Source organism: Arthrobacter sp. CMU6 (assembly GCF_059090205.1).
On the sequence record NZ_JBNHFL010000009.1, the window covers coordinates 64,109 to 83,126 of the forward strand.

At 62.6% G+C, this 19,018-nt stretch carries 18 protein-coding genes and 1 pseudogene; 12 read left to right on the forward strand and 7 right to left on the reverse strand.

What is annotated here, in order from left to right:
• The first annotated feature begins 58 nt into the window (after positions 1-58).
• The 7 genes from AC5RWD_RS08270 (at position 59) to AC5RWD_RS08300 (ending at position 7,150) form a co-directional block, all read left to right on the forward strand.
• Positions 59-1,312, forward strand: a complete 1,254-nt coding sequence (locus tag AC5RWD_RS08270) for an aspartate aminotransferase family protein (RefSeq protein WP_494019555.1) — start codon at positions 59-61, stop codon at positions 1,310-1,312.
• 29 nt (positions 1,313-1,341) lie between these two features.
• Positions 1,342-2,796 carry an NAD-dependent succinate-semialdehyde dehydrogenase gene (locus AC5RWD_RS08275; RefSeq protein ID WP_494019556.1) on the forward strand — a complete coding sequence of 485 codons (1,455 nt, stop codon included), beginning with the start codon at positions 1,342-1,344 and terminating at the stop codon, positions 2,794-2,796.
• A 38-nt stretch (positions 2,797-2,834) separates the two neighbouring features.
• A complete protein-coding gene (locus AC5RWD_RS08280; protein WP_494019557.1) occupies positions 2,835-3,527 on the forward strand; it encodes a GntR family transcriptional regulator in 693 nt (230 codons plus the stop codon).
• Positions 3,528-3,780: 253 nt separating this feature from the next.
• Positions 3,781-4,707, forward strand: coding sequence for an ABC transporter substrate-binding protein (locus tag AC5RWD_RS08285; RefSeq protein ID WP_494019558.1), 927 nt, complete (start codon positions 3,781-3,783; stop codon positions 4,705-4,707).
• A gap of 9 nt (positions 4,708-4,716) precedes the next feature.
• Positions 4,717-5,649 (forward strand): amino acid ABC transporter permease, encoded by a 933-nt coding sequence (locus tag AC5RWD_RS08290; RefSeq protein WP_494019559.1) that lies wholly within the window; start codon positions 4,717-4,719, stop codon positions 5,647-5,649.
• Positions 5,646-6,413 carry an amino acid ABC transporter ATP-binding protein gene (locus tag AC5RWD_RS08295; RefSeq protein WP_494019560.1) on the forward strand — a complete coding sequence of 256 codons (768 nt, stop codon included), beginning with the start codon at positions 5,646-5,648 and terminating at the stop codon, positions 6,411-6,413. The genes AC5RWD_RS08290 and AC5RWD_RS08295 overlap by 4 nt, the downstream gene beginning before the upstream one ends.
• 65 nt (positions 6,414-6,478) lie before the next feature.
• A complete protein-coding gene (locus AC5RWD_RS08300; RefSeq protein ID WP_494019561.1) occupies positions 6,479-7,150 on the forward strand; it encodes a GntR family transcriptional regulator in 672 nt (223 codons plus the stop codon).
• 84 nt (positions 7,151-7,234) lie between these two features.
• Here AC5RWD_RS08300 and AC5RWD_RS08305 read toward each other — a convergent pair whose 3' ends face one another.
• Entirely contained in the window at positions 7,235-7,597 is a 363-nt protein-coding gene (locus AC5RWD_RS08305) for a cupin domain-containing protein (protein WP_494019562.1), read from the reverse strand.
• Positions 7,598-8,721: 1,124 nt separating this feature from the next.
• On the opposite strand from AC5RWD_RS08305, the gene AC5RWD_RS08310 reads away from it, so the two are divergent.
• The 3 genes and pseudogenes from AC5RWD_RS08310 to AC5RWD_RS08320 all read left to right on the forward strand — a co-directional run.
• Entirely contained in the window at positions 8,722-10,881 is a 2,160-nt protein-coding gene (locus AC5RWD_RS08310) for an amylo-alpha-1,6-glucosidase (protein ID WP_494019563.1), read from the forward strand.
• A gap of 193 nt (positions 10,882-11,074) precedes the next feature.
• The gene (locus AC5RWD_RS08315; RefSeq protein ID WP_494019564.1) at positions 11,075-11,734 is read left to right on the forward strand and encodes a GntR family transcriptional regulator; all 660 of its coding nucleotides are present in this window, start codon (positions 11,075-11,077) and stop codon (positions 11,732-11,734) included.
• Between the two features lie 15 nt (positions 11,735-11,749).
• Positions 11,750-11,966: pseudogene (locus AC5RWD_RS08320) on the forward strand (recombinase family protein); the annotation flags it as partial.
• A gap of 14 nt (positions 11,967-11,980) precedes the next feature.
• Here the strand turns inward: AC5RWD_RS08320 and AC5RWD_RS08325 are convergent.
• The 6 genes from AC5RWD_RS08325 to AC5RWD_RS08350 form a co-directional block, all read right to left on the reverse strand.
• Positions 11,981-12,730, reverse strand: a complete 750-nt coding sequence (locus tag AC5RWD_RS08325) for an SDR family NAD(P)-dependent oxidoreductase (RefSeq protein WP_494019565.1) — start codon at positions 12,728-12,730, stop codon at positions 11,981-11,983.
• A gap of 218 nt (positions 12,731-12,948) precedes the next feature.
• Positions 12,949-13,947, reverse strand: coding sequence for a Gfo/Idh/MocA family protein (locus AC5RWD_RS08330; RefSeq protein WP_494019566.1), 999 nt, complete (start codon positions 13,945-13,947; stop codon positions 12,949-12,951).
• Complete coding sequence (locus AC5RWD_RS08335; protein WP_494019567.1) at positions 13,944-14,846, reverse strand: sugar phosphate isomerase/epimerase family protein; 903 nt, start codon at positions 14,844-14,846, stop codon at positions 13,944-13,946. Before AC5RWD_RS08335 ends, AC5RWD_RS08330 begins: the two co-directional genes overlap by 4 nt.
• The gene (locus AC5RWD_RS08340; protein WP_494019568.1) at positions 14,843-15,418 is read right to left on the reverse strand and encodes a VOC family protein; all 576 of its coding nucleotides are present in this window, start codon (positions 15,416-15,418) and stop codon (positions 14,843-14,845) included. Before AC5RWD_RS08340 ends, AC5RWD_RS08335 begins: the two co-directional genes overlap by 4 nt.
• A complete protein-coding gene (locus AC5RWD_RS08345) occupies positions 15,415-16,410 on the reverse strand; it encodes a LacI family DNA-binding transcriptional regulator (protein ID WP_494019569.1) in 996 nt (331 codons plus the stop codon). The genes AC5RWD_RS08340 and AC5RWD_RS08345 overlap by 4 nt, the downstream gene beginning before the upstream one ends.
• On the reverse strand, positions 16,397-17,383 hold the full coding sequence (locus tag AC5RWD_RS08350) for a Gfo/Idh/MocA family protein (RefSeq protein ID WP_494019570.1): 987 nt from the start codon (positions 17,381-17,383) through the stop codon (positions 16,397-16,399). The genes AC5RWD_RS08345 and AC5RWD_RS08350 overlap by 14 nt, the downstream gene beginning before the upstream one ends.
• 177 nt (positions 17,384-17,560) lie before the next feature.
• Here AC5RWD_RS08350 and AC5RWD_RS08355 point away from each other — a divergent pair, with 177 nt between their 5' ends.
• Both AC5RWD_RS08355 and AC5RWD_RS08360 read left to right on the forward strand, forming a co-directional pair.
• Complete coding sequence (locus AC5RWD_RS08355) at positions 17,561-18,208, forward strand: bifunctional 4-hydroxy-2-oxoglutarate aldolase/2-dehydro-3-deoxy-phosphogluconate aldolase (RefSeq protein WP_494019571.1); 648 nt, start codon at positions 17,561-17,563, stop codon at positions 18,206-18,208.
• Positions 18,205-18,753 carry a P-loop nucleotide/nucleoside kinase family protein gene (locus AC5RWD_RS08360; RefSeq protein WP_494019572.1) on the forward strand — a complete coding sequence of 183 codons (549 nt, stop codon included), beginning with the start codon at positions 18,205-18,207 and terminating at the stop codon, positions 18,751-18,753. The genes AC5RWD_RS08355 and AC5RWD_RS08360 overlap by 4 nt, the downstream gene beginning before the upstream one ends.
• The last annotated feature ends 265 nt before the right edge of the window (positions 18,754-19,018 follow it).

Sequence of the window (19,018 nt, forward strand, 5' to 3'; positions counted from 1 at the left end):
GATCCTTCCCATATCGCCGATTGTTGACAATCTACATCTCCTGAGAAAGTATGAAGCCATGGCAACTCTTAGCCCCATCCTCAAGCAGGCCACCCCGGTCATCGTTGACTGCGCAGCCGGCTCCTGGATTCACGCCACCGACGGCAAAAAGTATCTCGACTTCACCACCGGCATCGGTGTCACCAGCACGGGCCACTGCCACCCAGACGTCGTCGCTGCAGCCCGCGAGCAGGTGGGCAAGATTGTCCATGCCCAATACACCACCGTGATGCACAAGCCCCTGCTTGAGCTCACAGAAAAGTTGGGAGAATTCCTGCCCACGGGTCTGGACAGCGTCTTCTACGCCACCTCGGGCTCCGAAGCCGTGGAGGCTTCAGTGCGCCTGGCCCGGATGGCAACCGGCCGGCCGAACATCATTTCCTTCCAGGGAGGCTTCCATGGGCGTACTGTCGGAGCAGCCTCCCTCACCACTGCAGGAACGAAATTCCGGTCAGGGTTCTCCCCGCTGATGGGCGGCGTGCATATCGCACCCTTCCCGCACGCCTACAGGTACGGCTGGGATGAAGAAACAGCGGTTGCCTTCGCCCTGAAGGAACTGGACCACCTCCTGGTCAGCATCAGCAGCCCCAGCGATACGGCAGGCTTCATCATCGAGCCCGTCCTCGGTGATGGCGGCTACATTCCCACCCCGGTTGCCTTCCTGCAGGGCTTGCGGGAGCGTGCTGACCGGCACGGCATCGTCCTCATCGTGGACGAAGTCCAGGCCGGCGTGGGCCGCACCGGCAAGTTCTGGGGACACGACTGGGCGGGCATCACCCCGGACGTTGTCATCACCGCCAAAGGCCTCGCCAGCGGATACCCCATTTCCGCGATTGCCGCCTCGACGGAGCTCATGGGCAAAGCATGGCCTGGCTCCCAGGGCGGCACCTACGGCGGAAACGCCGTCGCCGCCGCAGCCGGGGTTGCCACCTTGGGCGTCATTGAGCGCGAGAATCTGGTGTCGAATGCACTGGTCCGCGGCGAGGAGCTTCGCTCCGGACTTGAAGGCCTCCAGGCTCAATTTACGGCCATCGGAGATGTTCGGGGCCGTGGCCTGATGCAGTCTGTCGAATTCACCGCAGCGGATGGAACTCCGGATGCCGCCACCGCACTGGGTGTCCAGCAGGCGGCAGTCAAGGAGGAGCTCCTGCTCCTCACATGCGGCCCTTACGGCAATGTCATCCGGATCATTCCGGCCCTCAACGTCAGCAGCGACGAGATCCAGAGCGGTCTCGCCAGGTTCACCCAGGCCCTGAAAGCGGCCACCTCCTAGTCCTTCCTCCGATTCTTGAAAGCGTTGATATGAGCACATCATTCGAACCCTCAGGCCTGCACAAGGACCTGTTTATCGACGGCGCCTGGCAGCAGGCCGCCAGCGGCGCCACGTTCCCGGTGGAAAATCCGGCAACCCATGAGGTCATTGCCCGGGTGGCCGACGGCGGGCCCGACGAGGCCCGTGCAGCCATTGAGGCCGCCGGCCGGGCCCAGGCAGCGTGGGCGAAGTCCACGCCCCGGGAACGGGCCGACATCCTGCGCCGGGCCTTTGAACTGGTCATCGCCAACACGGATCGGCTGGCCGCGATCATGACCGCCGAGATGGGCAAGCCCCTGGCCGAGGCAAAGGGCGAAGTGGCCTACGGCGCCGAAATGCTCCGCTGGTTCTCGGAAGAAGCCGTCCGCATCGGCGGAGACAGCGCCACCTCCAATGACGGGAACACCCGGATCATGATCACCAAGGAACCCGTTGGTCCCTGCGTGCTGGTCACCCCGTGGAACTTCCCGCTGGCCATGGGCACCCGCAAGATCGCCCCCGCCGTGGCCGCCGGCTGCACCATGGTCTTCAAGCCCGCCGAACTGACCCCGCTGACCTCCCTTGCCCTCGTGGATATCTTCAAGCAGGCAGGCCTTCCTGACGGTGTGCTGAACGTCGTCACCACCTCCAGCGCCTCCAGCGTCGTGGGAACCTGGATGAGCAGCGGCCTCGCCCGCAAGGTCAGCTTCACCGGGTCCACCGAGGTGGGCAAGATTCTGTTGCGCCAGGCGGCGGACAACGTCATGCGCTCGTCGATGGAACTGGGCGGCAATGCCCCCTTCATCGTCCTGGCCGACGCGGACATCGAAAAGGCCGTCGACGGCGCCCTGAAGGCCAAGATGCGGAACATGGGCGAGGCCTGCACCGCCGCGAACCGTTTCTTCGTCCACCGTTCCGTCGTTGAGGAGTTCGGTGAGAAGTTCGCCAAGCGGATCTCCGAGCTGAAGGTAGGCAACGGCGCCCTGGCCGGAACCGACGTCGGACCCCTGATCGAACAGAAGGGCCTGGACAAAGTCGAAAGCCTCGTCAAGGACGCAGTCAACAAGGGTGCGCGGATCCTCACCGGCGGAACGCGTCCGGAAGGCCCGGGATACTTCTTCACCCCCACCGTCCTGACCGACGTGACCATGGATGCCGAGCTAATGAGCACCGAGATCTTCGGTCCGGTCGCGGCGATTACGGCCTTCGACAGCGAGGATGAAGTCCTCCGGCTGGCCAACGACACCGAATGGGGTCTGGTCGGCTACGTCTTTACTGAGAACATGGACAAGGCCCTGCGCTTCTCCGCAGAACTGGAAGTAGGCATGGTCGGGCTGAACACCGGCCTGGTCTCCAATCCTGCAGCACCGTTCGGAGGTGTCAAGCAGTCCGGGCTGGGACGCGAAGGCGGCAAGGTCGGAATCGAGGAATTTCTTGAGACCAAGTACAACGCAATAGCGCTCTAGAGGCCAGTAAGTCGAAGAATGAAATGAGGGGGATGTCAATGGCGGCACCAGAGGGCCTGTTCGTATTGGAGGGAAGGCCCACGGCACAGCTGATTGCAGATCAGCTGCGGGAACAAATCGTCCAGGGAACCTTCCGTCCCGGACAGCAGATCAACGAATCCCTCCTGGCCAGCCAGCTTCAAACGTCCCGGGGACCACTTCGGGAAGCGTTGCAGCGTCTGTGCCAGGAAGGCATCCTGGTCAGCCACCGCAACCGCGGAGTGTTCGTCCTTGAGCTTTCGACGGCGGACATCAAGGAGATCTACGCCGTCCGCGAGTCCGTGGAACTAGCCGCTGCGAATACACTGCTCGGCGCCGGGCAGGAGGAAGTCAGCGACACCTGCGAGGTGCTGAAGGGAATCACCGGGGACATGGCGAAGCAGGTCGCGGTCTCAGACTGGCAGGCCATCGCCCGGTTGGACATGGAGTTCCACACCGCCTTCGTTGCCGGTGCCGGCAACACACGCCTGATCAGGATCTACAAGACCCTGGCAGCGGAGTCGAGAATGTGTATTCTCAACCTGGAAGTCGCCTATCCTCGAGTCGATGTTCTGGTGCAGGAACACCAGAGCATCCTGGACCTGCTGGCAGCAGGGGACCGAAACGGACTCCAGCAGGCGATCAGAGGGCATATGCAAAAGGGTGTGGAGGACCTCACCGCATCCAGACAGGACATCGATACCACCGTTTAGAAAGTCGCTCGAAGCGCGATACCAACGAAGAGGTGGCCCGCGGTCCCCAGGACCGGGCCACCTCTTCGTTTTCGTGCAAGAGCGCTGAGAGAGAGCTGCTCGCCGGCGCGGAGGGATAGGCGGAGACATAGGTTTGGAAATTTCCTGTAAATTGTCGATGATCTGCGATTTGGATGGTTGCATTATTAGGTAGGAGGCGGCGGGAAACAGATGGAGCACAAGGCCGGCACCGCCGTTTCAAGAGGAAGCAGCGATGAGGATCACAACCAGGGTCCAGAGGGTAATTGCAGCGTCGGCTGTTGTGTTGGTACTGACCGCTTGCGGCTCTGGTGCCAACAGTGATTCGGAAGCCGACGGTTCCAAGACCTCGAACACTGCCGATATTTCCGAGGGTGTCCAGCCCGATGAGGCCGCGGTGAAGCTTTTGCCGCAGTCCTACAAGGACAAAGGCGAATTGACGGTGGCGATGGACCTGCACTACCCGCCCACCACGTTCCTCGCCGACGATAACAGCACGCCTATCGGCCTGAACCCGGACATCGCCCGGCTCGTGGCCAAGAAACTGGGCCTGAAGCTCAAGTTCGAGAACACCTCGTTCGACACCATCATTCCCGGTATTGACGGCGGCCGGTACGACTTTACTGTCACTACCATGTCCTCCACCGCCGAACGGCTGAAGGTGCTGGACATGATCGACTACTTCAACGGCGGCCTGTCCGTTGCCGTGAGCGCCGGCAATCCTTTGAGTATCAGCAATGACGACATGTGCGGCAGGAACATCGCGGTCACCAAGGGATCCAACGCCCAGTTGAAGCATCTTCCGAACATCTCGGAGTGGACCTGCACCTCCAAAGGCAAGCCGGCCATTAACGCTGTAACGCTCCCCAACGTCCAGGAAGCCCTCACGCAGCTGGCGTCCAAGCGGGTTGACGGCATCTTGTACGACACCGCTTCGCTGGTCTGGGCGGAAAAGCAACAGCCGGACACATTTACGATTCTGTCTCCGCAGGTAAATACCCGCTCGGATCACGTTGCTGCCATTGGCCTGCAGAAGGGGTCACCGCTGACTCCCGCACTGCAGAAGGCAACACAGTCCGTTCTGGACAGCCCCGAATACAAGAAATCACTCGGCAACTGGGGCCTGGAATCAGGCGCCATCACCGAAGCGAAGCTTAACTGAGGACCCGCCGTGCTGAAATTCATCAGTCGAGGAAGGCGGCCAGCAGCGGGGGCGATCAACCCTGCCCTCAAGCCAAGGCTGCGGCGCAAAAGTGTCTTTGAGTACGTCGCGTGGGTGGTCTGCATCCTGCTTGGTGTGGGCATTCTGATCTCGGTTTTGACTAATCCCAACTTCAAATGGCATGTGGTCGCCAGATACTTCACGCATGAAACGATCATCCGCGGCCTGATGCTGACCGCTTTCCTGACCCTGGCAAGCATGGCGCTCGGCACCCTGCTGGGCCTGGTGCTCGCTATCATGAGGTCCTCCAGCATTAAGCCGGTCGCCGCCACCGCGGGCGTGTACATCACGCTCTTCCGTGGCACCCCGGTCCTGGTGCAACTGATTTTTTGGTTTAACATCGCTGCCCTGTACCCCAACCTGACCATCGGAATACCCTTCACGGACATCAGCACCGCCATCGATGTCAATGCCCTGATGGCACCCATCACCGCAGCCCTCGTGGGCCTCACACTCAATGAAGCCGCCTACATGGCCGAAATCATCCGCGGCGGATTCTCCGCCGTCGGAAAGGGCCAGATCGAGGCCGCCGACTCGCTGGGGATGAGCCGGGCAATCAAGATGCGGAAGGTCATCATCCCGCAGGCCATGCCCTCGATCATCCCGGCGACCGGAAACCAGGTCATCGGCATGTTCAAGGAAACCTCCCTGGTCAGCGTCCTCGGTGTTGCGGAGCTGCTCCAGAGCGCGCAGCTCATCTACGCCCGCACCTACGAGACCGTCCCCCTGCTCATCGTGGCCAGCCTTTGGTACCTAGTGATGACCCTTCTCCTGAGCTACCCGCAGTCCAAGCTTGAGCAAAAATACTCCCGCGGAATCTCCACGCTACCCAGGAGGGCGAGAAGAGCGCCCCTGACAGAACAGGAGGGCATTGCCCGATGAGTGCCGACGGCACCATTTATGCCCGCGGAATCCGTAAGTCCTTCGGGCCCAAGACAGTCCTGCAGAATATCGACCTGGACATTGCCAGCGGTGAAGTCTGCTGCATTATTGGCCCCAGCGGCTCCGGCAAGTCAACGCTGCTGCGCTGCATCAACGGTCTGGAGACCGTCGACGCGGGAGTCCTGAAGGTCAACGGCGAAGACCTGGGGTACTACGAAACCGACACCGCGTACCACGCCCTGCCCCCGAAGGAACTAGCGCGCCAGCGCACCAGAATTGGCATGGTCTTCCAGCAGTTCAACCTCTTCCCCAACATGACCGCGCAGGAGAATGTCATGGCCGGCCCCGTCCTGGTCAAGGGCGGCGAAAGGAAGCAGGCGGCCACTCGGGCCGGTGAGCTGCTGGCCAGCGTCGGCCTCTCTGGTTTCGGCGAGCACTACCCGGCCCAGCTATCGGGCGGGCAGCAGCAGCGCGTCGCCATCGCCCGGTCCCTGGCGATGGACCCGGAGATCATGCTCTTCGATGAGCCCACGTCCGCACTGGATCCTGAAAAAGTCGGTGAGGTTCTCGCCGTCATGAAGGATCTGGCCAGCAAGGGGATGACCATGATTGTGGTTACCCACGAAATGGGCTTCGCCCGCGAAGTCGCAGACTCCCTGATTTTCATGGCCGACGGCTGCATCATCGAACGCGGCGACGCCAGGGAAACTCTCCGAAACCCCAAGGAAGCCCGCACCCAATCCTTTCTGGAAAAGGTGCTCTAGCAATGACTGAACTTCCTGCACCGTTTGGTACAGGTAATATGCCGAAGAGTGAGATGAGGAATGACATGGCGGCAACCGAAGGACTATTTGTCCTGGAAGGAAGGCCCACGGCCCAGTTGATTGCCGATCAGCTGCGGGAACAAATCGTTCAGGGGATCTTCCGTCCGGGTGAGCAGATCAATGAATCTGCCATGGCCAGCCGGCTACGTACGTCCAGGGGGCCGCTCCGGGAAGCATTACAGCGCCTGTGCCAGGAAGGCATCCTGGTCAACCACCGCAACCGCGGGGTGTTCGTCCTGGAGCTTACAACTGAGGACATTAAGGAGATCTACGCCGTCCGCGAGGCCGTGGAGTCGGCCGCAGCCAATACATTGCTGGACGGCAGGGAGGAACAGGTCACGGATACTTGCGACGTGCTGCAGGGAATCATCAGTGACATGGCGAAGCAGGTTGCTGTTTCCGACTGGCAGGCTATTGCACGGCTGGACATGCAGTTCCATACCTCCTTCGTTGCAGGGACACGAAACTCCCGCCTGATCCGCGTCTACGAAACGCTGGCCGCCGAATCCCGGATGTGTATTCTCAGCTTGGAAGTCTCCTATCCGCGGGTCGATGCCCTCGTGCAGGAGCACCAGAACATCCTGGATCTCCTGAAAGCACGGGACAGAAGGGGTCTCCAGAACGCCATCAAACGGCACATGCAAAAGGCCGTAGAGGATCTCACCTCAACGAAGTAGCTGGCACGCACACCGAGCACGTCTTCTGGGCAGGGGCGGGGCCCCGGGCGGCTGCTGCTGCCCGGGGGCCCTGCCGCTTGAGGATCACTCGGCCGTGGCCGGAAGGTCCTTAACCACCCACATCTTGCGCAGCGTCTCGTGGATAGTCCAGCTGCCCTCCCAGCCGGCGGGAGTCACGAACAGGGAACCCGGGCCGATATCGAAGCTGGTGCCATCCGGTGCGGTGATGGTGGCGGTGCCGCTCAGAATCTGGCAGATCTCGTCGTAGCCGGGTCGCGCGCTCTTGAACGTTCCCGGAGTTACCTCCCAAATGCCTGTCCTGAAGTCGTCCCTGGCCCAAAGGCGCAGGGACACCTCTGTCTGCCCTTCGGTGATCGAGGTTTCCTTGGACTTGTGCTCCCCCGGGTCGACTGTTAGCGCATTGCTCATGACGGTGGCCTTGACCATTAGATGCTCCTTCTTGGGCTGTACTGCCCTGTCCGTACGTGCCTGCCATCCTTGGAAGGCACGGGTTTCATCCTACCAATTGTCAACAATCGACGATAGGCTCGAGGTGAAAGTTACCCCCGGAGGCCGCCCCGGATGGTCTTGCGTCCTCCCGCCAGGGCTGCTGAGGGCGAAGTTCCCGGCCTCTGAGGCACTCACAGAAAGGCACATAAAATTGCGAAAGAGCCGTCGTGTATCCATGTGGACGTCCCTTCAACGCGGAGACGTCATCACTCTTTGCCGGCAGGGCGTCGAATGCTACAAGGGTTCGATTGATGAGCGGACTGAGGATGGTCGGACGATTTGGGTTACAGACCAGATCGGAGACCGTCGCCTGTTCCATGTCGAGGACGATTACGACCTGCTGGTTTCGGGCAATGTCTACTCCTACTACGCAATTTGTGGGCATACGTCGGTTCGGAAGCCTCTGCCGAACACCGGGACTAGGGGCGGCGCTGTGCTCAGTCTGATCTTGCTCGTCACAGCAGGGCTCCTAACCAGTTCAAGCGGAGTCTCGCAACTGCCGCGGCCAGCAACACGTGAATGCCGTCGGAGGAAGTTTGAAGCCAACGTCCCAGTGCAGATCTCCGCCGGAATCTTTGCCTGGGGTGCCGTGCTCCGGGTGGTTAATCTTCAACTGGGCGCGTTCCAATGACCGACCCGACACCCGGTATTCCCTTTGCTGCGGTCCGGGGCAACAGCCCCCAGCGGTTGCCGGTCGGCGCCACCTCACCGACAGCGGCGTTGGTGGTCTTCCACGACCCTCTATCGGGTTCGCTGCCCGACGGTCAAGCCGCTGAGCTCCCACCGCCCCCTCAAGCTTCTCATCGTTCGTCCCCATCCAATCGCTTGGAACCAAAACGCTTAAAGAAAAGCAGGCGGGCCACGCGGACAGATGCGGTTGAAGCTGTTGCGCGCGAACTTCAGTTCTTGGCGCAGCGCCCCGGAAAGCTGAGGCGTCCTGTCTTCAGGTGCACTGGCCTCCGGGAGCAAGCAGGAGTACCGTCGGTGGCAGAATTGGCGACGGCGGCCGCCTGCAGCACAACCCCAAGGCGCCGTGGCGTCGGTTTCGTGAAGGGGCCAGGATGGCTGGATGGAATGCGGACACGGCTGCCGGACCTGTGGGCGCAGGCACGATCACCTTGGTGGAGGGCACGTCCTTCTGCATCTCCCTGCCTAACGGGGACATTCATCCTGAGTATCCGCACGGAGTATTCTTCCAGGACACGCGCATCCTTTCCCGCTGGAGCCTGACCGTTGATGGCCAGTCACTGGAGCCGCTGGCGGCAGAGACGAAGGAACCGTACCGCGCACTGTTTGCCGGCCGTGTCACCCGTTCCGATGGGTATGCCGACAGCCCACTGATCGTGGAGCGGCTGCGCGAGGTGGGTGCAGGCATCCAGGAGCAGGTGACTATTCGCAACTACTCCCCGGATCCGGCCGAATGCACCATTTCCGTCCGGGCCGAGGCGGACTTCGCGGACCTTTTCGAGGTCAAGGAGGCGCGGATCCAGGGGCGGTGGGAAGAAACTCGGGAAGTGGACGCTGACACTCTGACCATCCGCGCTGTCTGGCAGGATGTCCGGAAGGGGCTTCTGGTCCAGGCTCCTGGAGCCGAAGTCAGCCAGGACGCCCTGACGTACCGCGTGTCGCTCGCGCCGCACAGCCAGTGGAGCACAATGCTGACTGCGTTGCCCAGCGCCGAGGCAGCGAGCCCTCCCCCGCCGTCGTTCGTCCATACTGACGGCGAGAAACTGTCCCCCCGCGACCGCCGCCGGCAGGAGTGGGTGGCCAAAATCCCCAAGCTCCACATGGCCAACCACTCCATAGAACGGACCCTACGGCGCAGCTACGACGACCTGGGGGCGCTCCGCATCGAGGACCCCAATTACCCGGAGCGGATTGTGGTGGCAGCCGGCGCGCCGTGGTTCATGACACTCTTCGGCCGCGATTCGCTCTGGGCATCGGAAATGGCAATGCCGGTGGACCCTTCCCTGGCGCTGGGCACGCTGCAAACGCTGGCCGACCGCCAGGGCAGCGTGGTGGACCAGATGAGCGAGGAGGAGCCGGGCAAGATCCTGCACGAGGTCAGGCTCGATGTCTCCAGCGGCCTGGCACTTGGCGGCAAGTCCGTCTACTACGGCAGCATCGATGCCACACCGCTTTTCGTGACAGTGCTTGGATCGGTCAGCCGTTGGGGCTTCGGCAAGGAAACCATCGCCGCGTTGCTGCCACACGCGGACCGGGCGTTGGACTGGATCCGCGACTACGGCGACAGGGACGGTGACGGGTTCGTCGAATATGAGCGCCTTAATCCGCGGGGGCTGATTAACCAGGGCTGGAAGGACTCCTGGGACGGGATCAACTTCGCCAACGGCCGCCTGGCTGAGCCCCCGATCGCGCTCTGCGAAGTGCAGGCGTACGTCTACGACGCCTACATGGCCCGGGCTTGGATTGCATACGACGCCGGCGACACGGCCTTGGGCGATGAACTCGCCGACCGCGCAAAGCAGCTGAAGAAGCGGTTCAACGAGCAGTTTTGGATCCCTGAGCGCGGTCATTACGCCATTGCTCTCGACGGCAAAAAGCGGCAGGTCGACGCGTGCGCGTCCAACATGGGCCACTGCCTGTGGGTAGGCCTCGTGGATGAGGATAAGGCGCCGCAGGTGGCTGAACACCTTATGTCCCCGGAGATGTTCAGCGGCTGGGGAGTAAGGACCCTGGCCAGCGACATGGGAGCCTACAACCCTGCGAGCTACCACAACGGCTCTGTATGGCCGCACGACAATGCCGTCATCGCCGCAGGCCTGATGCGCTATGGATTTGTGGCGGAAGCACAGCGCATCTCCACGGCGCTTTTGGAGGCCGCAGAATATTCGGACGGCCGGTTGCCGGAACTGTTTTGCGGCTTCAGCCGGGACCAGTTCGCCGAGCCCGTCCCCTACCCGACGGCGTGTTCGCCACAAGCTTGGGCAGCCACAACGCCGATCCAGCTTGTGACGACGTTGATGCGGTATGACACGCATGTTTCCCGTGGCGGCTTTTGGATGGATCCCGTCCTCCCAGAGTCCTACGGCGACCTGCATATCACCAACGCACCCATGGCTGGCGGCCGGATCACGATCGACATCGCCAATTCCGTACCCACGGTCCAAGGGCTGCCCGAGGGAATGATGTTTCACAAGGGGCACCGGCCATGGCTGACCGAACTCGTGAAAGAAGCAGAGGAGCACCGCAAAGGCTAGCCGGGGGGATCGTCAATTTTCGGCGCTGTTTAGGCTGGCAGACGGTGCAGCAGCATGTGTCAGAGCGATTATTGCGTCTCTTGGGGAGCAGTCGGCCTTCCCCTGAGCGGGCCGAACGCTTAGGCCAATTGTTGACAATTTACAAACTGCTGCGCCATGATTGTCTTCGGCTACGGAAGTGAGGGGCCACGAGATGACCGCCGAGAGCGTACTTGTGCTGGAGGGAAGGCCCACTGCGCAGTTGATCGCAGGTCATCTGCGGGAACTAATCATTCAGGGTATCTTCCGCCCTGGGCAGCAGATCAACGAATCCGTGCTGGCCGTTCAGCTGCGGACGTCGCGGGGGCCGCTCCGTGAGGCGCTCCAAAGACTCTGCCAAGAAGGGCTCCTTGTCAGTCGGCGCAACCGAGGGGTCTTTGTCCCCGAGCTTTCGGCGGATGACGTCCAAGAGATTTACTTCGCTCGAGAGGCTATTGAGCTGGCTGCTGCGCAATCGCTTTTGGACGGTAGCGATGCGCAAATAAAGAAGACTTGCCGCGTTCTCCACGGAATCGTTAAGGACTTGGCTAAGCACGTCGCTGCGTCAGACTGGCAATCCATTGCCCGCACAGACCTAGAATTCCATAAAGCCTTTGTTGCGGGCGCCGAGAACAATCGCCTGGACAAGATTTACGAGACCCTGGCGGCTGAATCAATAATGTGCATCTTGAACCTGGAGGTCTCTTACCCCCGCGCGAATGTCTTGGTCCACGAACATCAGAACATAGCGGACCTCCTGAAAGCCCGCGACAAAGAGGGGCTCATGGGCGCGATCCGGGAGCATATGGAGCGCCCCGAAGGCCCTTACGCTTAGACCGCCCGTCCAGTATTGCGCCCCAAAGGGTGCGCATCGGGGTTTATCGAACTCGAGCAACGCCAGCTCGAGGACCGCGTACTTGACCGGGTCTTCATGGAAGGCCTCCGGCAGGGACACTGCTAGGTCATAACCCATGAGCTGTTGCGGTTCGCGCGGTGGGGACACGGTCGTTGCGCACAGGATGCACCGGCTGACACGAAACCTGGATGACTTGCGTGCTCTCGTGCAGGTGGGTTTCCTGGGTCAGGTTCCCATTCCCAGGTGTGCTCCGCCTGCCACATCGAGGGATACGCCGGTGATGTAGCGGTTGTTCGGGTCGGCGAGGAAAAGGATGGCGCGGGCGACTTCGTCTGGTTCGGCGAACCGGCGCATAGGAAGTTGCGCGGCGCGCTTGGCCCGGTTGGCGGCTGCGTCCGGTCCTGAACCTTTTGCGAATTGTGCCCACATGGGGGTGTTTACTGGGCCGGGCGCGATGGCGTTGACCGAGATGCCGTTGGGGCCGAGCAGCTCGGCAAAGGACCACATGATGTGAAGTACCGCGAGTTTGCTTGCGTTGTAGGGCAAGTAGTTGAGGCGGGCTTCTTTGGCCGCAACGGAGGAGAGGATCACGATGGCACCTGGCGTTCCGGTCCCAATCATTGATTGTGCGGTTTCCCGGACCATGGAGAACGTGCCGGAGCCGTTGATCCGCATGATGGAGTCGAATTCTTCGGTGGTTGTTTTCATGATGTCCGGCGTGGTGCCCAGGATTCCAGCTGCGTGGACGAGGGCGTCGATGCGCCCGTACCTGGTTGTGATGTCACGGACGACTGTGGCGCATTGTTCTTCGGAGGTGATGTCGAGCGGGAAGAAGCCGGCCAGTTCCTGGCCCTCTTTCGGGGCGCGGTCTGCACCTATGACGAGGGCCCCTTCGGCTGTGAGTGCGTCGACGACTGCATCACCGATTCCGCCGCTGGATCCGGTTACCAGAACGACTTGGTCAATAAGGCTCATCTGACAACTCCGCTCGTCCGCCGCTGCCCTGCGGTTGGCTGGTGGGCTGCTCGTTTCATCTTTCTAGGTCCTTACTTGAGGTGGTTTGCAGGGTGTGCCATCGCTTCGCGGCGCGGCTGCTTCAGTGGGCGTCGCTCCGTGCCCTGACCTGCTGCTGCGCTGTTGAAGCTGGGTTGTCTGTCAGCCCCGGTCCAGCGTGGAGCGCATACCCGTGCTGATTAGCTGTTGTTCGCGCTGGTGGCGTGGCTTGCCCATTGCCGGCCCGGTTGTTCTTCTGCGGGCAGTCCGGAAGCAGCGAGGATCCGGTCGAGCAGGCGCTGGGTATGAACAGCTTCGCGGCCGGAGGTCAGTGGCTGCGCCCGGTCAGCGACCCGGTCCAGGAAGTGGTGGACGGCGGCGGAGAATCCGAGTGTGTCGGTCGCTGTTGCCCAGCCGAAGGCCTCGGCGCTGAGCTCGCGTGACGTGGTGACTCCCCTGACCGTGATCGACACTGTTTCGGGTGCGCGGACCTCCACGGTATTGCCGTCGCCGTAGGCGTCGAGTTTCTCGTTCCAGGCACCTGCTGTTCGGGCTGCCATGAGCACCCCTGTGTTGCCGGTGTCGAAGCGGATCATGGCTGCAACGCCGTCTTCTTCCCAGGGGTCATCACCGGCTGCGTGTGCGGCCACGTCCACGGGTTCGCCGCCGCAGTACCAGCGGAGCAGGTCGACCATGTGGATGGCGTTCTCGAACGTTGCGCGGTATTCCGATCCGGGGCGGTTCTTTTGCGCGACGCAGAAGGTAGCGCCTTTCGTGCCGAACAGCTCACGGCCGGCGGTGTAGACGGGCGCGTAGCGGCGGTTGAAGTCGACCATCAGGATGCGGCCGCGCTCGTCGGCGAGGTCCGCCAAACGCTCGGCTTCTTCCGTGGCCGGTGCCAGGGGCTTTTCGCAGAACACGTCGACGTCGTTGTTAAGGCACAGCTGGACGGCGTGGGCGTGTTCGGAGCGGGGTGTGAGGACGAAGACTGCGTCCAGGTCCTGTGCGTCCAGCATGTCCTCGACCGACTTGTATGCGGAGCCGAAGCCCCAGCGCCGGACCAGGTTGCCCGGGTCTTCGCGGCGGGAGACCAGGGCTGCCAGCTCGACATCATCGCGCTGGACGAGTGTGGGCAGTTGGGCGATGGTGGCGATGTTGCCTGCGCCGATGACGCCGACGCGGAGGCGCTGGCCGTTCATCGGGCGGTCTCCATTTCTGCGAGAGTAGTAAGCATTCCGCGCAGTGCGGCCGCGGATTCCCGGAATCCGTCCTCGGGGGTGGGGAGGTCCTGCGGGTGCCAGCGGTACTCGTACTCGATGCTCAGCAGGTCATCGTAGCCGTGGCGCAGCAGGGCCGCGAGGATCTGGGGCCAGGGAAGGACGCCGGTGCCGATCACCCGTGACCGTACGGCACGCTCGGACGCGTTAACGCGGGCTGTTTCCGTGGCGCGGAAGGCCGCCGAGGGGTCGGTGAAGACGAGGTCCTTCACGTGGACGTGGCCGAGCAGGTCGCCCTGGACGGCAAAGGCTTCCTCGAACGTCTCGTCGTGGGTGAAGGTGAGGTTGGCCTGGTCGTAGAGAACACGAACGGCCGGGTGGGCAACCTCCCGGACGAGCGCGGCAGTTTCTGCCGCGGTCTGCGTCATAGTGCCGAAGTGGTTTTCCACGCACAGCCGCACGCCGGCCTGTTCCGCTTCGGGGGCCAAGGTTTGCAGGGCCTCCAGCAGTTTCGCCCATCGCCGGTCATGATCGGCGTCACCGGGATGCCAGGACCCCGCGTACACACGCACCCGGTCGGCGCCGAGCAGATGCGCGGTCTCAATCGCGCCACGGAATTCGTCGACTCCCCCGCGCCACTCACTCTCGTCCAGGGCATTGATGGCTGTGGTGTAGGGCGTGAGGCCGATAATGGGCAACCCTTCACCCTCCGCCGCCTTCAGTGCCTCCAGGGCAGCGCGCCGGTCCCCCTGCGGCAGACCTGAGGTGTAGCCGTCCTGGTAGATGACTTCGGCGGCGTCGAGTCCCGCGGCCCGAAAAAGCTTCAGTGCCTGGGGGACCGTATGGTCCGGAGTGCCTAGTGTGTGACCTGCAAGCCTCATTGTTGATTGTCCTTCCTGAAAGTGTCTTGTGTGGCTGTCCACTCCGGTGGACCGACGAGCCGGGGTGGGGATGCGACGCGGGAGCGGTCGACGATTTCCATCAGCAGCCCCCACGGGGTTATGAAGTAGGTCCAGCGGTTGCCGGCAACGCGGGGACTGTCGCCGCCGACTTCCTTTCGCGCCCCGAGCACCCGGACTCCCGGGGTTTCCTGCAGCACCGCGATCGCTTCGTCGACGTCGTCCACAACGAAGCACAGGTGGTGCCCGCCCGCGTCGCAGTGCCGAGGCGGGGTTTCCCGCCGCTCAGCGCTGCTCCATTCGAACAGCTCGATGTTCAGGTTCGGTGGCAGGCGGAGCATGGCGAGGGTCAGCCGGGCATCGGCAGGGACGTCGAAGTTCGTGGGCATGAATTCTTCGTCGGGTCCGCGGTCGGAGCGGTACAGCTCCTCGGCGCCGAGCACCTCGACGAAGAACCTGATGGCCTCCTCGAGGTTCGGAACTGTCAGGCCGACGTGGTCGGTGTGCCGCAGCCCGGGCAGCCGCCGCAGGGTTCCTTCGTTGGCGCCGTTCATTTGCGAGGTCCTGAGGTGGAGGCGCGCACCAGAAGTTCAGGTTCCAGAACAATGTGGTCCACCGAGCCGTTCAGGTTTTGCTTTTCTGCCAGTTCGATGGCGATGTTTCCCATGTCTGCGATCGGCTGGCGCACGGTGGTCAGTGCCGGGTTGAACCGGGCCCCCAGGGCCAGCCCGTCAAAGCCCATGACCGATACGTCATCCGGTACCCGGATGCCGCTTTGGCCCAGGGCCGAGATCACCGCGAAGGCGACCATATCGTTGGCGGCGATAATCGCCGTCGGTGGATTCTCCATCTCCAGGTAGTGTTGTGCCGCGCGCGCCCCTGCGTCCGGATCGGAGCCGCTGTCGAGTACAAGGGGCGTGCTGTTGCCTTCAGCTGACAGCTCCAGGTAGGCGTCCATCCGGTCCTGGGCGGTGTGGGTGCCGGCGATACCGGAAACGTAGCCGATCGAGGTGTGCCCCAAGGAACGCAGGTGTTCCAGGGCCAGCATGATTCCGCGGCGGCTGTCGACGGTGACCGTAGGAACGGAGGCGTCGCCTTCCACACGGTCGATCACCACCACCTTGTGGCCGAAATCGAAGCTTTTCAGGGCCTCGGTGTCGACTTTCGTGGAGGGCGCGACGATGCCAAAGGGCGCGTACATGGCCTGCATCGCGGTGAAATACCCGTCCGTTTTGGCGGGGTTTCCGTTCGTGACGCACAGCAGCAGCTGGTAGCCGCGCTCATCGGCGGCCTGGGTCATGGTCTTGGCGAGTTCTGCAAAGAACGGGTTGGTGATGTCAGGGACGATCAGGGGGACGAAGGTGCTGGTCTTTCGCCGCAGAGCCTGGGCGAGCGGGCTCATGGTGTAGCCGAGCCCTTCGGCGACGCGGAGGATGTGCTCGCGGGTTTCGCTTTTCACCGCTTCCGGTCGGGAGAATGCCCGGGAAACCGTTGAGCGGTGGACACCGGCCGCCTTCGCGACAACGTCAATACTAAGATCGGCCATCTTCTTTTCCTCCGTGCTGGTCGTCATATGCCTGCCAAATCGGCCGCATCACATCTTCGAGCTGGGCCAGTGTCGGCAGCCCCCGGAATCCATCTTCCAGCGTCTGCGCGACACGGCGTACGAACGGATCATAAAGAGGGTCACTGTCCACATCGATCACGGCGGACTCCATGATCCCGTCCAACGCGGTGAACGTGGCAGAACCGTCCGAGTTGACGGAGGCGAATCCCGCCCCGCCCGCCGAGGTGTAGCTGCAGTACCGCTTCAACGGCGAACCCGGGAAGGCGTACCCCACCTCCACGATGGCTTCACGCCCGCTCGGGGTGGTGATGATGAGGCTGGCATGGTCCTCAACAGCCCCGCCGTGCAGGGCCGATGAGAGCCGCGAGTCGACACTCACCGCTGACTCGCCAGCGGCCTGCAGGAACAGGTCGACGAAATGCGGTCCCAGGTTGGCCAGGCACCCTCCCCCTGCGGTGGCAGGGTCCAGCATCCAGGGATTGCCGTTAGCCAGGTAACGCGAGGGCGGTCCGGCGATGAAGGAGATCCTCTGGTACGTCGGCCGACCGGCCTTGGCCAGCCACCGGTCGGTGGGGCCGCCCCGCTGAATGAGCGGAACCGTCGCGGGCACCCCGGCCGCGTCCGCAGCCTTCCGCACCTGGACAAGTTCTGCCAGGGACGTTCCCAGCGGCTTCTCCACCACGAAGGGAATGCCACGCTCGATCAGGGCCAGGCACTTTTCCGCCATTCCATCGTGCGGGCCGAAGACATAGGCCAGCGCCACGTCCGGCAGATCGAGCAGGCTACGCCAGTCCGCCTCCACGGGAGCGCCCCACTCCTTCGCCAGTCCCTGAACGAGCGACACGTCCTCGTCACTGACCCCGACGACCTGGTGGTCTTCGCCGATTGCCCGGGCGTACAGCGGAACGTGCCAGTGTGAAGCACCAAGAATGATCGTGCGCGTTTTGCTCACCCTGCCAGCTCCTTTGCTAAGTCTGAGATCTTGTGGCCCGCTCTTTATGAGATCGGTTGCTGAGATCGGTTGCAATAACACTATGGATGGTGGGAGAGTTTGTCAACGACACCTCAACAGCGGCCCAGGGGCGACCCGGAACACGGGATACTGCCTGGGCCAGAAGAAAGGCCAGCAATGCATAAGAAACTCCGCACCCTGAAGACCATTGACCAGTCCGGGGCCGTCCTGATCGTGCGTCTGGAAAGCGCAGCGCTTGCAGAACAGGTGGCCGAAGCGGCAATCGCCGGAGGTTTTCGGGCTCTTGAAATCACACTCTCGATCCCGGGTGCCGTGGACGTGATCCGCCAACTCTCTGCCAAGCACGGGCCCAACGGAGTCGCGATCGGAGCCGGAACGGTTCTGGACGAGCATTCAGCCTACGAGTGCATCCGGGCCGGCGCTGACTTCCTGGTCAGCCCCCAACTGAACCCGGCGATGATCCGAACAGCCAACCGGTACCAGGTACCGACCATCAGCGGCGCATACACGCCGACGGAACTTGTTGAGTCCGCCGAAGCCGGCGCTGACATCCTCAAGCTCTTCCCCACCGAAGCCGGCGGCATTCCCTACGCGAAGTCGGTCCTCGCCCCGCTGGCACACCTGCCGATCATGCCCGCCGGCGGCGTCACTCCCAGGAACGTCGCCGAATGGTTCGCTGCCGGCGTCGCCTGCGTCGGCGTCGGCAGCGCCGTGACAAAAGCATGGCAACCCGACGGCGACTTCTCCCGCGTCACCGAGGCCGCCAGGGAATTTCTCTCAGCAGTGGCAGAGGCCCGCCAATGACAGCCCCCACAGTCTTCATTGTCATCGGTCCTGCCGGATCCGGAAAGACAACCATTGCCCAACAAACAGCAAAGGAGCACAGTGCCGCATACCTGGACAAGGACCGGATATGTGGCCGCCTTGTCGAGTTCGCACTGGAGGCAACGGGACATGACCCCACCGACCGGGAGTCCAACACCTTCTACCGTGAAAATCTGCTGCCCCTGGAGTACCAGACACTCATGGATGTCGCAGGAGCGAACTTGCGGCTGGGACGATCGGTTGTACTCGACGCACCTTTCGGCGCGTACTTCGCCGTACCGGACTACCTGGCGCGCGCCGCAGAAGAATTCGATTGGCCCCCCTCCGAGACCACGGTGGTGCGGGTACAGGTCTCCCAAGACGTTCTCCGGGAACGACTTACGCGAAGGGGCCTTGAAAGAGACAGATGGAAACTTGCTCATTGGAACGAGTACTGGGCAGCGCACGGCAGCCTGGACTGCGCCTGGTCCGGCGTCCAATTCCTAGATCTCAACAACGAAAAGCCCCTGCCCCTTGAGGGATAACGGCTCAGGGCACGTTCCACGCGTTCCTGCCCGGCCGCAGACCTCCCCCCCGGGCCCGACACGGTTCAATTAATCGGTAAGCTCCCGATGGCGTCACGCACCTTGGCCCCTGAGGGTCGGCGCGGGTCATCGCATTTACGTCAACCCGACCCGGAGCATCTCCTCTTCGAGAGAGTGGCCTTCGCCGCCAAGCATCAGAGGCTGCCCTGACACAGAACGCCCGGGCGGGCCACCCGGGCACTGCCACCGTCCCCGCCCAGCCGGT